Below are 15,214 nucleotides of genomic sequence, written 5' to 3' on the forward strand. Positions count from 1 at the left end.
AACGCCTTACCAGAAGAAGTTACGGTAACCGTGAGCACGCATCAGCGCCTCAAGGTAGTAGTAATCGCCGTACGGCAACATGTTGTCGCACAAACCCACTTTCACGAACGATGCGCCATTGGCCAGCAAGCCTTCCGCTTGTTCGTTGTCACACAGGTCACAACTGTTCATCAGCCCTTGTAACAGGTACAAGCCCCAATCACTGAACTGTGCCGCTTCTTCCATCAACTGCGCACGTTGTGCGTCATCACGCGGCAACAACTCCGCTTTGTCTTCCAGTGCTTGTGCAATCAATAGGAAGCCCGCAGCGGTAATGGCACCGGCTGAGCTGTCTTTGTACTGAATTTCATCAGCAGGCAGACGGTAGTCCCACACTGGCACACCGTCTGGCGTGATCACGTCAGCAGCAAAACGCGCGACTTTCTTAGCCAGATTCAGGAAGTTATCGTCTTTGGTATACAAATACGTTTGCGCGTAACCGTGGATCGCCCATGATTGACCACGCGCCCAGCATGACTCGTCGGCATACCCTTGGAAGGTTTCGCCTTTTACGGGGGTTTGGTAAATCGGATCGAAGTTGTACGAGTGATACGTTGAGTAGTCGTCACGCACAATGTGCTTGGCCAATGTTTCGCTATGGCGGATCGCCACTTCACGGTAACGCGGTGCACCCGTCACCTCTGCTGCCCAAAACAGCAATGCGGTGTTTTGTAGCGAGTCGATGATGGATTTGCCTTGGATCACGTCTGGCTTTTCTAACGCCAGCGGGTGGGTGTCGTTCCACGCCACAATGTAGCCGCCCACTTTACGGAAACGGTGGATCAGGTGATCCGCCGCACGCAACGCCATCATTTTAGATTCTTCACACCCGGTCAGTTTGTATTCGGCCACGCAGCTCAAGCTGTACTGGAAGCCCAAATCATGATCCAACCAGAACGGATCAAGCAGCATGTTAGCGAAATACGATTTACGCAGTTTTGCGCTGTTTTTGAATTGCTCATCAGCGGTCGTCTGGTAGCACAACCATAGCTGGCCCGCCCAGAAAGACGAGACCCAATCAAACGCACCACAATGGGTCCAACTGAAATCCGCATTACCAATTTTTGGATTGCGCTCCCCAATGCGAGGAATATTGCGTTTAATGGTCGCCATCACTTTAGGGAGATGTTCCAGTACGCGTTTTTTATCGAGCTCACCCGGTAATGGGGGTAAAGCAATAAACTCATTCATGTGCTACTCGCCAATAATCAATCAAGCATCATGCAAACAATGCGAAAGGGTATGAGGGGGATTTTACGCAAGCTGGAGGCAAAAAAAATAGCTCAAAATCACAAAAAGTAAAACCTTGTTTCAAATAAAAAAATAACAATTCCAACTAAATACTTCTCGCCATCAACCGCTGAAAGCAGAATAAGCAGGGTATAAAAAAGCCAGCTATACAGCTGGCCTTTCTCGGTAAAAAGCAGAGAATTAGCGCGCTAACCAGCCGCCATCTACCGCCAATGTGTAGCCGTTAATGTAGGCTGCGGCTGGCGATGCCAAGAATACGGCGGCACCACCCACATCTGCAGAGGTTCCCCAACGGTTCGCTGGAATACGCTCACGGATCGCTTTTTCACGCACTTCATCGGCACGCAAGGCTGCGGTATTGTCAGTGGCCATATACCCTGGGGCAATCGCATTCACGTTGATGTCTTTTGACGCCCACTCGTTAGCAAGCGCACGCGTCAAGCCCATTACCGCACTCTTAGACGCGGTGTAAGAAGGCACACGAATACCACCTTGGAATGACAACATAGACGCGATATTAACGATTTTACCGCCATTTCCTTGCTCTTCAAATACACGGGCCGCCGCCTGAGACATCATGAACACCGCTTTGATGTTGATGTTCATCACGTCATCCCAATCGCTCTCGCTAAAGTCGATAGCGTCTTCACGACGGATAATGCCCGCGTTGTTAACCAAAATATCAATGTGACCGTGCACCGCTTTGGCTTGTGCAATCACATCATTCACCACCGACGATTGGCTCAGGTCTGCGGTAATATTGAAAAACGCCTGACCGGTTTCTGCAATCAGTTCAGGGGTATTACCTGCATCGGCATAGTTCACACCAATAATGTCAGCCCCTGCTTGTGCAAGTGCCAACGCCATGCCTTGACCTAAACCCGTATTACAACCGGTGACAATAGCGACTTTCCCTTCTAGCCTAAACGCATCAAGAATCATTTTGAAACCCTGTTTTATTTTTTTAAACCCAAAGCAATGATATAACTAACTGGCACAATATCAAGAAAATAAAACACCATTTCAGTGTGCTGATCGCATTTTCTGATATGCGTCACATGCCATTATTGCGCCTGTTTATAATGCACGGTGTCGCTGACCGCACGCAGACGCTCTGCCGCTTGCTCTGGGGTTAAATCACGTTGCGATTCCGCTAACATTTCGTAGCCAACCATGAACTTTCGCACGCTGGCCGAGCGCAACAATGGCGGATAGAAACACGCATGTAATTGCCAATGGGCGATGTCGACCCCGGCTTCAACGTTTGGCGCACCGTGCCACCCCATGGAATACGGGAAGCTGCACTGGAACAGGTTGTCATAACGGGTGGTCAGTTTTTTCAACGCCACGGCTAAGTCGGCCTGCTGATCGTTGTTCAGATCCGTCAGACGGTGCACACACGCTTTCGGTAATAGCAGGGTTTCAAAAGGCCACGCCGCCCAAAACGGGACAACCGCCACCCAATGTTCAGTCTCTACCACGATGCGTTCTTGCAACGCCAACTCGCGCTGGACGTAATCATGCAATAGCGACGACCCGTACTTCTGGTAATAGTCACACTGGTTGCGATCTTTGCTCGCCACTTCGGTTGGGATAAAACTGTTGGCCCAAACCTGCCCGTGTGGGTGCGGCTGCGAACACCCCATGGTTTCGCCTTTGTTCTCAAATACCTGCACCCATAAGTAACGATCACTCAGGGCGTTTTGTTCCGTGATCCACGTTTCAACCACTTGGCATAGCTCAGCGTGGCTCAGTTCTGGCAGGGATTTACTGTGATCCGGTGAGAAACAAATCACACGCGCTTCACCGCGTACCCCTTCCATTTGCATTAACGGATCGGCTTTTTCCACCACCAGCGGCGTGATGTGGTTCAAGGCAGCAAAATCATTCTGGAACACAAAAGTGCCTGTGTACTGTGGATTCACTTCCCCTGAGATACGTGCATTGCCCGCACACAGGTAACAATCCGGATCGTGCGATGGCAATACCGCTTGTGACACGGCTTCTTGCTGTCCGCTCCACGGACGCTTGGCGCGATGCGGTGACACCAACACATAATTCCCCGTTAAGGGGTTGTAACGGCGGTGGGGATGCTCTGTGGGATCAAACGCTATTGGATTCATTGTTCTTATTTTCCGTGATATATTATCGAGACAACTAAAAAAATCGTTTTATTCTTCATACCCTTGCGGGTTAGCAATTTGCCAATGCCAGGTGTCCTGCGCCATTTTTAGCACGTCATATTTGGCCTTCCACCCGAGATCTCGCTCTGCTTTATCGGTGGACGCCCAACATTCTGCAATGTCACCCGGACGACGCGGACAAAATTCATAATCAATACTGCGACCAGACGCGGCTTTAAACGCATCCAGCATGTCCAACACACTGGTGCCTTGACCGGTACCCAAGTTGTACACGTGTAACCCGGCTTCGCCGCCTTTGCGATCCAGCGCCGCAATATGGCCATCCACCAAGTCGATCACGTGGATATAATCACGCACCCCAGTGCCATCAGGGGTCGGATAATCATGACCAAACACAGACAGGTGCGAACGACGTCCCACCGCCACTTGGGCGATATACGGCATCAGGTTATTCGGGATCCCTTTCGGATCTTCGCCCATCAACCCTGAAGCGTGTGCCCCGACCGGATTGAAATAACGCAATAGCGTGATACTCATGTCCGGTTGCGCATGTTGAATATCACGCAGACACTCTTCCACCATCAACTTGCTGCGCCCATACGGGTTGGTCGCTTGGGTCGGGAACGCTTCCGTGATCGGCACACTGGCCGGATCGCCGTACACGGTGGCCGACGAACTGAAAATCAGACTTTTCACCCCGTGCGCTTGCATCGCTTCCACCAAACGCAACGTGCCATTCACGTTATTGTCGTAATAGGTCAGCGGCTTTTCGACCGACTCCCCCACCGCTTTCAAACCGGCAAAGTGAATCACCGCATCAATGTTGTGCTGCGTGAAAATGCGATCCAGTAACTCACGGTCACGAATATCGCCCAGATAGAAGGTCGGTGAACATTCCGTCAATGACTCGATACGGGATAGCACCAAGGCGCTACTGTTGTGCAAGTTGTCGAGAATAACGGGCTGATAGCCTGCTTGATGCAAGGCCACACACGCGTGGCTGCCGATGTAACCACAGCCGCCGGTCACTAAGATGGTTTTCACTCAACGCTCCTCTGGAATCGCGATAGGGGGATGGACGGGTAAATGAACAGGTGGATGAATAGGTGTGTGGATCGGCCTATGACTCGATGTATCACTGTGACGCAATGCTTGAATCGCCTGCTGCACGTTGGTGTAGAAGGTCATGGCAGAAAACGTGTGACCAAACCCACCCGCGTGCAGGGCCTGCTTTGGGTGCGTCTTGAAATAGCAAAAATAGATCTGCTGCTGATTACGCTTCACCAAATCCGCCAGCATTTGTGCGCCGGTGTAATCAATGAAGTTAATCCCACGGCCAAAAATAATCAGGTGTTTGGCGGTCGACGCTTGTAGGCTTTTTTGCAGATACTGGGTGGAGCCATAAAAAATCGAGCCATTGATCCGCAAAATCTCGGTATCGGCCTGAAAGGCTTCAGGCACGTTATAGGCACGTGGATCCAACTGCTCGATCTGCGGGCACGAGGTTTTACGCAAATAGAAAAACAAGGAAATCAACATACCGACGTAAATGGATAGCTCTAAGTGCAGCACCAAGGCGGCAATGAAGGTCGCCACTAATACCAAGGCTTCTTTTTTGTCATGGGCCAGAATGTCTCGAATGTGGTGAAGGTCGATCAGGTTATAGGACACCACAAACAGGATCCCCGCCATGCCCGCAATCGGGATGTACGCGGCATACTGGGCGAAGAACAGCAGAATAATGGACAAAAACACGGCCGCAAAAATGGCGGCACACGGGGTTTTCGCGCCACTGGTGTAGTTCACGCCACTGCGGGTAAACGAACCAGACGAGACATAACAAGAGAAAAAGGCGCCAACAATGTTCGACATCCCCTGCCCGATGAACTCTTGGTTAGATTCAATCAGCTGGCCGGATTTCATGGCCACAGAGCGGGCAATGGAAATGGCTTCTACCAAGCCTAATAACGCCACGGCTAAAATGCCCATCGCCATTTTTTCGATGCTCACGACATCGGCTGCCGGCAAGGAAAAGACCGGTAAACCGCTTGGCATCGCGCCAACCAAAGCCACATCACCCAGCACCAAACCCAGCAGCGTCGCAAGGATCATCGCGCACAACATGTTTGGCAGTTTCGGCAGGTAACGCTTGATCAGCAAACACGTCACAATGGTCGTGCCACCAATCAACAGGCTATTCATATCGACGTTCGCGATCCCCGCCAGCGTTAACTGCAGGTTATCCAGCGCGGTACTGCCACTGGCCACATCTAAACCCAATAAGTGTTTTAACTGGCTAACGGCAATCACAATCGCGGCGCCGGCGGTAAAGCCCAACACCACCGAATGAGAAACAAAATTCACCACGGCGCCAAACCGCAGCAATCCCATGATCAGTTGCACCACACCGGCGCATAAAGTGAGTGTTAACGCGAGTTGGATAAAAAGCGGTGAACCGGGCGCCGCAAACTGGCTGACGGTGGTAAACACAATGACTGACAGGGCGGCCGTCGCCCCTGAAATCAAATGAAACGAAGAACCAAACAAAGCGGCAATCACCGCAGGCACAATACAGGTATATAAGCCGTATTCCGCCGGCATACCGGCGATCATCGCATAGGCGACGCCCTGTGGCAGCACGATGATGGCACCGGTCAGGCCAGCGATCACATCAGCACGCAAATCTTGTCGGGTGATCGTGGGTAGCCAACGTAAAAAGGGAAAACACGCCATCATGAACGGTGGCAGCATAACTTTTTGCATAGTGTTGCTCGTCATACTGAGAGTGATAAAAGGAAAAATGGCGGTGCGCCACGTTAATGCGAGCGTTGAGTTTCAGCCCTCGCATCAGCACACCACCGACAACATGCCTTTGTCTGTAACGGCAGCCGTTTATTACTGCAGTGCAGCAACCGCTTGGCGCACTAAACGGCCAATTTCATCCCAGTTTTGTGCATCAATCAGATCACCCGGTACCATCCATGTACCACCACACGCGGCAACACAGGATTGTTCAAGGTACTGACCGATATTGCTTTCACTCACCCCACCCGTTGGCATAAAGGTCATCGGGTAAACCGCTGACAGTGATTTCAACATCGCGATACCACCTGACGCTTCAGCCGGGAAGAATTTCACCATGCGTAACCCCATGCAGTAGGCTTGATCTACTGTGCTTGGGTTATTGGTACCCGGTACCACCGGCATGTTTTTTTCTAGGCAGTACGCCACCACGTCTGGATTAAACGCTGGCGTCACAATGAAGTTCACACCCGCTTCAATGGATTCATCCACCTGCGCTTTGGTTAACACGGTACCAGAACCAATCAGCATCTCTGGGTAAGCGTCTCGCATGCGGCGGATGGCTTCTGCGGCGGCAGCGGTACGGAAGGTCACTTCCGCACATGGCAACCCGTTTTCAATCAACGTTTTCGCCAGCGCAACGGCATGGTCGGCATCCTTGATGGCGATGACCGGTACCACTTTCATTGCTTTTAATTGCTCGGCGAGCTGTAACGTACAAGACATTTCACTATTCCTTATTACTGTCAGTAAGAGGGGGTAGGCAGCAACGCATCGGGCATTGCTGACAGGGGAATGATGGCACCACGATGCGTGATCACCGTGCCCGCTAAGCGGTGACCCGCACTCGCCGCATGGGTTTCATCATACCCTTTCAGGCGATACGCCAAATACCCGGCATTGAATGCATCACCCGCTGCCGTGGTATCAATCACGCCATTAACGGGTTGCGGGGCGACCATGATCACTTGACCATGCGTATGAATACGGCACGCCTCTGCGCCACATTTCACCACCACTTCTTTCACACCTAGCGCCGCCACACGTTCAGCGGTCGCTTGGGCTGAAACATCACCAAACAACAAGGCTTCATCATCATGGGTCAGTAACGCCATATCCGTTAAGGCATACATGGCGTTATAAATAGATTGGGTTTCTTCCGGAGAGCGCCACAGCGCAGGGCGATAATTGGAGTCAAAACAAATGAGTTTGCCGATAGCACGCAGACGCGATAGCACGCCCAATAAGCGTTCGACATTGGCGGCAGACTGAATGCCTAAGGTGATCCCGCTGAGATAAATCATGTCGAACTGGCTCAACGTGGTGAACAAGGCTTCATCGTCCACATTATCCAGCCAGAATCGCGCGGCAGAATTGTCACGCCAGTACGAGAAGCGGCGCTCACCGTCAGGATCGGTTTCAATCAGGTATAAGCCAACATTTTTATCCGCCAGCTGTAACACCTGCGACATATCGACACCCTGCGCCGCGCATTGGTCGATGATCTCTTGGCTGATCGCATTTTGACCAAATGCGCTAAAGTAAGACGCCGAGATCATCGCCTCTGGCGTATCTGGCGTATCTGGCATAGCGCCGACGCGCGACACATAGATCGCCGTGTTCATGGTGTCACCACCAAAGCCTCGTCCTAGCTGCTGCGATTGGATTTCGACCATACATTCGCCGATCACCGCAATTTTTTTCACTTCCATATTCAAGCCCTACAACGCATTTTTCCAAATTATATTCCTCGAAAATAAAATATGAAACGTAGTTTTGAATTTTGAATGTGATAATTGAAATTTTGTGACGGGAGTAGTGAAACTGCGTTTCAAAAATTTATCTATACGATACTTCTCGGCTATGATGTGCACATCGGTTATGCACTACCGCATAACAACAGCATATTGCGACAGTGAGAACAGAATAATGATGAACGTAAGACAATCCATCCATAGCAACCACGCTAAGCAACTTGATACCACTGGCCTGCGTGAAGAGTTTCTGGTTGAAGAAATCTTCACCGCAGACGCAATCACCATGACTTACAGCCACATCGATCGCATCATTTTCGGTGGCATCATGCCGGTTGAAACGGGCCTTGAGTTAGCCGCAGACTACGGCAAGACCTTGGGTGTGAGTTCTTTCCTTGAACGCCGTGAAATTGGTTTTATCAACATTGGCGGTGCAGGCGTGATCCACGTGGATGGTGTGGATTATGAAATCAATCACCGTGAAGCACTGTACGTGGGTATGGGCGCAAAAGAAGTGGTATTCCGCAGTGTCGACGCGGCGTGCCCAGCGAAGTTTTACTTTAACTCTGCCCCTGCGCACATGACGTACCCAACAAAGAAAATCACACAAGAAGAAGCGTCGCCAGTGACATTGGGCACGGCGGCAGAATCTAACGTACGTACGATCAACAAATACATCGTGCCTGACGTATTACCAACGTGCCAGTTGGTGATGGGTTTGACACAGCTACACGAAGGTAGCCTATGGAACACCATGCCATGCCACACGCACGAGCGTCGCATGGAAGTGTACCTATACTTCAACATGACAGAAAACACGAACGTGTTCCACATGATGGGTGAGCCAACAGAAACGCGTCATATCATTGTCCGCAATGAACAAGCCGTGATTTCACCAAGCTGGTCAATTCACTCTGGCGTGGGCACCTCTGCTTACACCTTTATCTGGGGCATGGTCGGTGAGAACCAAGTGTTCAACGACATGGACCACGTGGCAATGCAGGATCTTCGTTAATTTAGCTTGGCCGCTAATAAATTAACACTGAAATAATAATAAACTCCTTTCTTGAATATCCCATTTGGGTGCTGTTAACAGCACCCTTTTTTATTTATGAGCAGTTACGTTATTATTTCATCGGCATCAACACTTTAATTAGCACGTATTATTCGTGCGTCATGCTTTCTGTTTATATCTCAGGATCCCCTCATGCTGATCAATGACATCACCGCGCAATTTTTCTCTGGGGCACAACTGTTTGGTTATCTCAGTTTCGTTCTGGGGGTACTGACGTTTTATCAGAAAAATGATCGCCGCTTAAAAATGCTGATGTTGCTGCTGACCCTCAATCATGCAGTACACTTTGCCCTACTCGGTGCGGTCGCGGCCTGTGCCAGTGCTTTGCTTTCGCTGCTGCGTACCAGTGTTTCTCTGTATACGCGTTCACACCGTGTTGCTTACGGGTTTATGCTCGCGGGGGCATTGATGGGCTATTGGGTGGCAGACACGCCAGCGGATATGCTGCCGATTTTTGGCACCACCATCGGCACGTACGCGTTGTTCTGTTTACAGGGCATTGTTATGCGTTTCGCGTTTTTGGTCGGCGGGGCGTGTTGGCTGGCTAACAACTTCATCATCGGCTCCATCGGCGGTACCGCGTTAGAAGCCTTATTGATGAGTGTGAATGTGCTGACGATTTGGCGTCTGTGGCGGGAGAAGGCCGGACTTGTGATTAAGTGATAAAGGCCATACTTATTCCATACTCATTGGGGGAATCCAAGTGTATGTGATTGACTCAGAAAAAAGATCCATCTTTATATCGAAGGGAGCCAAGCGATTAAAATGAAACACATGCTCTTCGCCTTCTGCATTGCCTGAGATTGAAACAATCCCCGTCTTATTGATAGATAAAAGACGATGAATTAACGGGCTCTCTGAACCATACAGAACCGTGATAATCCATTTTGCTTTTTCTAATTTATCGCTATCAGAATAATAAGGGGAAGAAAGTAGTAACATCGCTTCTCTACCCAAGCCACAATCACGGGTATTAATGATGAGTACATCTTCATTTTTTAACGGATAGATCCTTTTATTTTCAAGCACGATTGGCGGTGATTTCAGATTTTCTTGTATCAACGCCACATTTTCATGGCTTGTTGACACCGTGCAGTCCTCATACCCGTACGCCATTGATGACGCTAACATCGTCATACAAAGTAAAATACACTTCATCCGTGATCACCATAGAATAAAAATGGCTTGATGTTCCTCCTTAATCCTGTGCGTGTTAACTTAAAAATAAACAGACTGGGATGGAGATCTATATATAAAGAGTGGCTCTGCTCTCCGTCATCGCCACTCATTCTGCTTATTCAAAAAGTTAACTCGCTTTCGCTTGCCACTTATCCACCACCAGCGCGGCGATCAAATCCCCTTCGACGTTCACGGCGGTACGGAAGGTATCTAACGGACGTTCAATGATCAGCAAGATCGCAATGGCTTCCAGTGGAATACCTGCGGCCAGCAATACCAACTGCATGCCCGACATCGAGCCAGATGGCATACCCGGCGCCCCAACGGACGACACCATCGCCATGATGAAGATCATCACCAAGCCAGTGGTGGTTAAATCAATCCCGAACAACTGCGCCAAGAAAATCGCCGCCACGCCTTCAAACAGTGCGGTACCGTCCATGTTCATTACAGAACCTAATGGCAATACCATGCTGCTGGTTGACGGCGAGACACCCAGTTTTTCCTCTGCGGCTTGCATCGCCAAAGGCAGGGTTGCGGCACTGGAAGAGGTCGCAAACGCCATCGCCAGCGGGGCAGAAATGGCTTTAAAGAGTGTAATCGGACTGATGCCCGTCGCAATTTTTGCGATACTTGGCAATACCACCACACCGTGAAACAGGGTCAGTACAAACACCAGCAAAGCAAACATCGCCAACTGGCCAAACAAGGCTTCGCCGCCAGTCAGTGAAAACTCAAAGATAATGGCAAAAATGGCCAACGGTGACAGACGCACAATGCCATGTACCAAGGTATTGATGCCTTTATTCAGGCCGTTAATCACCTCAAACAACGGATGCTTTTCAGGTAACGCCACCAGCAGTGAAATGCCCATCATGAAGGCGAACACCACAATGGCCAGCAAGTTACCATTGGCAATCGCCGCAACGGGGTTCACTAACGCCATGCTGAAGATTTTGCTGACAATCGCGCCACCGTTAGCGGCATCTTCACTGATCAGTGTCACACCGTCTGACACTGGCACCGATTGCATCAAGGGTTGCCAAGGCGGCAACAATAACGAAGCCCCCAAGCCTAAGCTAATGGCGATCAGGGTCGTCATGGTATAGAACACGATTGTCCGGCCACCCAATGTTTTCAATCGAACCGTCGAGCCGATGTTGGTGATCCCTTCAATCAGTGACAGCAACACCATCACGCCCACCACCATTTTCAACAAGCCGATATAACTGGTTTTGCCCAGCATCAACAATTGATACCAGCCTTGCTGACTCAACGCATCGTGCGTTAATGCAGTTGGTGCAGCCACCCACGACAAAAGAGAGGCAAACAACCAGGCACTGGCAGCAGCCAGCAGAAGTTGAAGAGGTAAAGAGCGACGCAGTTTTTGCCACATAACGTTTTGCCACATAAGCGCGGTTCCATCAGAAAAAACAGGATCGGGTGACACACACGTGCCACCCGTTATCATTATTAAATTTTGCTATATATAGGAATGAAGCGAGTCCAAGACTTAAGACTGGTTGCCTTTGTAGTACGGATTCAACAAGCATTTGATCCGCTTTAGCATCACCAAGGCCGTCACACGCCCCCAACCAAATAAAATACGTTGGTGTAAACGGAAGATCGTGTCATACAAATTGCGAACTAAGCGGCCGCGCAACACGAGCTTGTCATGCATTAAGGCACCCACGGCGTAATCATGACCAAGCGCCACCACCATACCGCCATCATTAAAGATAAACGGCTTCAACGTTTTGCCTTTCAGCAGACGTTTAAATTGAGCGGCCAAATGCCCTGCCGCCTGATTCGCCGCTTGCGCACGCGGTGGCACAAATGAACCGTCCGGTTGTGGGCATTCAGCACTATCGCCCATCACGAAAATCGCGTTATCAACTGTCGTTTGCAGCGTGTCATACACTTTGAGCTGATTAATACGGTTGGTTTCAAGACCATCAAGCTGTGTTAACCAGTCAGCACATTTAATACCAGCCGCCCAAATTTGCAGATCTGCCGCCAGTACCTGATCATCCGCCGTGATCAATCGGCCTGATTCCGCACGTTGAATACGGGTGTTCGTTAATACCGTCACACCTTGTTGTTCCAACTTGCGCTGTACTTTTTCAGACATACAAGCAGGGCTTGCTGGCAATACACGGTCCGCCGCTTCAATCAGTGTGATCGAGAGTGATGCGCCATGACGATAACGTTGCAGTTTATCGCTCACTTTTGCCAACTCTGCTGCGAGCTCTACCCCGGTTGCACCCGCGCCAACAATCGACAGACGGTGCTCACCTTCGGTACGCAGCAACGGGTTAATTTGCTGCCATGCCGTTTGCGCCTGTTCCGCAGAATCAAGAAACAAGCAGTGCTCGCTCACGCCTGGGGTTTTGAAATCATTGCTCACCGCCCCCACCGCCAGTACAAGGTAATCGTAGTTCAGCGTTTCAGTACCGTTCGCCACATGATTAATGGTCAGGGTTTTCGCTTCGCGATCTAACCCAGTCATGGACGCCTGAATATACTGGTAGCCATTGCAGGCAGCGTGTTGCAGATAGCTCACCGCATCAAGCTCGTTATCAAACGTACCGGCAGCAATCTCATGCAAACGCGGTTTCCAGTAATGATGAGATGACGGTTCCACCAAAGTGATAGTATGTGCATCTCGACGGCCTACACTGCGCCCCAAGCGCGTCACCAACTCAAGACCCGCCGCACCACCACCTACAACAATAATATTCGACATCGTATGTCCCACCTTGCTCACGCCGCTGTCTATCGCTAAGCCACGTATCAGATTCATTTGAAAGCCCACAATGACTGCGGGATTTGATGTGGCACATTATATTGATACGAAATCAAATGATAATCCCATCAAAACTTAAATGACTTTTACGCAGCAGTAACAATAAAGGCATATGGTGGGTATCACGGCCCCTCAGAGTAATGCGCTGACTTTTCCTTGCGCTCAATCTGGTGGTTCTGAGCATTTTGTGACCGAGCACATAGTTACCCATGTTCAGCGCCGCAAAGAAAAAAGATGTTCGTGAATAATCTCGAAGTGGCTGATCACAACGCTGTGAGACGGGAAATATCGTCTAATAATGAGTTGGTCAATTTCAATATCACAACATCAAAGGAATGAACGCCATGCAAATTTCTTTCTCTAAGAAAGAACTTGGCTTACTGGTCGGGTTGGCGCTTGCCAATACCTTCAGTGGTCAGCTTCATGCGGCGACTGCCCCCATTGAATGGGTGGCCGGTCAGACCAAAGTGAGCAACGGTGACATCGTGATTTTCCAAACGAAGTGTTTCGAGGCGAAAAACAGCCCGGGCACATGGGAAACCCCGAAAGCTGGTAGCTGGTTCTGGAACAGCGCAGAATGTACTGGCGTCACGCCAGATCCGGATCCAACACCTGACCCGGACCCAACGCCGGATCCTGATCCGACACCTGACCCAGATCCAACGCCGGATCCCGATCCAACACCAGACCCTGACCCAACCACCGCTACGCCATGGGTACCAGGCCAAACCACCGTTAAAAACGGTGATGTTGTGATTTTTGAGAACGTTTGCTACGAAGCACGCAATAATCCAGGTTTGTGGGAATCGCCATCATCCAGCAGCTGGTTCTGGAGTGTCGTCGACTGCCCAGCAGGTCCTGGTCCAACACCTGACCCTGATCCAGACCCGAACCCAAATCCTGACCCAGATCCCGATCCCGATCCAACGCCAGATCCAGACCCAACACCGGGTGACTTTACTATCATTCCTGATGGTAACGGCGGCTACCTCATGCCACGTGCAGAGCTAACGGCTTACGAGTTCAATCAGACCAACACGGATCTATTTAAGTCTGTACGTTCTGATATCGAAACCCGTGACAATGCGATTGTAGAAGCGGTTGCACCATTGAAATCCAGCAACCCTGACAACGTTCAGCGTGCTGAGATGATCGTGGATGAAGCGACGTGGGAGTTCCTCTTCCCACTACGTAACGAACAATACACCTATACCCGTTTCTTACAGTCTATCGCGAAGTTCCCGGCATTCTGTCGAACTTACACCGATGGCCGTAACTCTGACGACATCTGTCGCCGCTCGCTCGCGACCATGTTTGCGCACTTCGTTCAAGAAACCGGGGCAAATGCGCCAAACTGGGAAGTCAGCCAAGGTGTACCACGCTGGCGTCAAGGCCTGTATTACTTGCGTGAAATGTACAAGGACGAAAACGTTCAAGACATGACCTACAGCAAGTGTACCGAATGGCAAGGTGAGCGTTGGCCATGTGCGACCAATAAGAGCTACTTTGGTCGTGGTGCTAAGCAGCTAAGCTGGAACTACAACTACGGGCCGTTCTCTGAAGCCATGTTTGGCGATAAGAGCGTACTGCTAGAAAACCCATCATTGGTTGCTGACACGTGGTTGAACTTGGCCTCAGCCGTCTTCTTCTATGTGTACCCACAGCCACCGAAACCAAGCATGCTGCACGTGATCGATGGCACATGGCAGCCGAACGCCGCGGATAAAGCAGCCGGTATTGAGCTAGGCTTCGGGGCAACGATTCAAATCATCAACGGTGCATTTGAATGTAATAAAGGCAGTGAAGATTTCCGCGCGCAAAACCGTATCGACTACTACCAGTTGATTTCGAAAGAGCTGGGTCTGGATATCTCCGGTGAGAAATTGGGCTGTGCCAACATGAAACCATTCAACACCGATGGTGCTGGCGCGCTGATGATCACATGGGATAAAGATTGGGGCTACAACGCCAATACCCCTGGCAACAAGAGCTTTATGTGTAAGCTGGTACCTTACCAGTACGCTTACAATGCCTTGTTCCAAGGTGATTATGAGAAGTGTGTGGAATACCACTTCGACGTACAAGCCATTGATGAAAGTGGCCAAGTTATCCCTGAAGGCAAGTAGGGCTGACCCCGACAAAGTGCCATTTCTGGCGCCGTTGG

General features: G+C 50.4%; 13 protein-coding genes. 3 read left to right on the forward strand and 10 right to left on the reverse strand.

Features of this window, described 5'->3' with window-relative positions:
• Nucleotides 1–6: 6 nt before the first annotated feature.
• The 7 genes from ACSF8W_RS12165 to ACSF8W_RS12195 form a co-directional block, all read right to left on the reverse strand.
• Nucleotides 7–1,230, reverse strand: a complete 1,224-nt coding sequence (locus ACSF8W_RS12165; RefSeq protein WP_500847595.1) for a glycoside hydrolase family protein — start codon at nt 1,228–1,230, stop codon at nt 7–9.
• A gap of 240 nt (nt 1,231–1,470) precedes the next feature.
• On the reverse strand, nt 1,471–2,232 hold the full coding sequence (kduD, locus tag ACSF8W_RS12170) for a 2-dehydro-3-deoxy-D-gluconate 5-dehydrogenase KduD (protein ID WP_428479310.1): 762 nt from the start codon (nt 2,230–2,232) through the stop codon (nt 1,471–1,473).
• A 122-nt stretch (nt 2,233–2,354) separates the two neighbouring features.
• Entirely contained in the window at nt 2,355–3,413 is a 1,059-nt protein-coding gene (gene galT / locus ACSF8W_RS12175) for a galactose-1-phosphate uridylyltransferase (protein ID WP_500847596.1), read from the reverse strand.
• A 48-nt stretch (nt 3,414–3,461) separates the two neighbouring features.
• Nucleotides 3,462–4,478 carry a UDP-glucose 4-epimerase GalE gene (gene galE / locus ACSF8W_RS12180; protein WP_500847597.1) on the reverse strand — a complete coding sequence of 339 codons (1,017 nt, stop codon included), beginning with the start codon at nt 4,476–4,478 and terminating at the stop codon, nt 3,462–3,464.
• Entirely contained in the window at nt 4,479–6,197 is a 1,719-nt protein-coding gene (locus ACSF8W_RS12185; RefSeq protein ID WP_500847598.1) for a SulP family inorganic anion transporter, read from the reverse strand.
• A 132-nt stretch (nt 6,198–6,329) separates the two neighbouring features.
• Nucleotides 6,330–6,962 carry a bifunctional 4-hydroxy-2-oxoglutarate aldolase/2-dehydro-3-deoxy-phosphogluconate aldolase gene (locus ACSF8W_RS12190; protein ID WP_500847599.1) on the reverse strand — a complete coding sequence of 211 codons (633 nt, stop codon included), beginning with the start codon at nt 6,960–6,962 and terminating at the stop codon, nt 6,330–6,332.
• A gap of 20 nt (nt 6,963–6,982) precedes the next feature.
• On the reverse strand, nt 6,983–7,948 hold the full coding sequence (locus tag ACSF8W_RS12195; protein WP_500847600.1) for a sugar kinase: 966 nt from the start codon (nt 7,946–7,948) through the stop codon (nt 6,983–6,985).
• Nucleotides 7,949–8,168: 220 nt separating this feature from the next.
• Between ACSF8W_RS12195 and kduI the strand changes: the two genes are divergently transcribed.
• Nucleotides 8,169–9,005, forward strand: a complete 837-nt coding sequence (gene kduI / locus ACSF8W_RS12200; RefSeq protein WP_428479325.1) for a 5-dehydro-4-deoxy-D-glucuronate isomerase — start codon at nt 8,169–8,171, stop codon at nt 9,003–9,005.
• A 192-nt stretch (nt 9,006–9,197) separates the two neighbouring features.
• Nucleotides 9,198–9,728, forward strand: coding sequence for a YgjV family protein (locus tag ACSF8W_RS12205; protein ID WP_500847601.1), 531 nt, complete (start codon nt 9,198–9,200; stop codon nt 9,726–9,728).
• 12 nt (nt 9,729–9,740) lie between these two features.
• Here ACSF8W_RS12205 and ACSF8W_RS12210 read toward each other — a convergent pair whose 3' ends face one another.
• The 3 genes from ACSF8W_RS12210 to ACSF8W_RS12220 all read right to left on the reverse strand — a co-directional run bounded on the left by ACSF8W_RS12210 (nt 9,741) and on the right by ACSF8W_RS12220 (nt 12,990).
• A complete protein-coding gene (locus ACSF8W_RS12210; protein WP_500847602.1) occupies nt 9,741–10,154 on the reverse strand; it encodes a hypothetical protein in 414 nt (137 codons plus the stop codon).
• A gap of 217 nt (nt 10,155–10,371) precedes the next feature.
• Nucleotides 10,372–11,640: a dicarboxylate/amino acid:cation symporter gene (locus tag ACSF8W_RS12215; protein ID WP_500847800.1), complete on the reverse strand. Its 1,269-nt coding sequence runs from the start codon at nt 11,638–11,640 to the stop codon at nt 10,372–10,374.
• A gap of 117 nt (nt 11,641–11,757) precedes the next feature.
• Entirely contained in the window at nt 11,758–12,990 is a 1,233-nt protein-coding gene (locus ACSF8W_RS12220) for an NAD(P)/FAD-dependent oxidoreductase (RefSeq protein WP_500847603.1), read from the reverse strand.
• Nucleotides 12,991–13,394: 404 nt separating this feature from the next.
• Between ACSF8W_RS12220 and ACSF8W_RS12225 the strand changes: the two genes are divergently transcribed.
• Nucleotides 13,395–15,176, forward strand: coding sequence for a chitinase (locus ACSF8W_RS12225; protein WP_500847604.1), 1,782 nt, complete (start codon nt 13,395–13,397; stop codon nt 15,174–15,176).
• The last annotated feature ends 38 nt before the right edge of the window (nt 15,177–15,214 follow it).

Source organism: Photobacterium sp. 270122K (assembly GCF_059941365.1).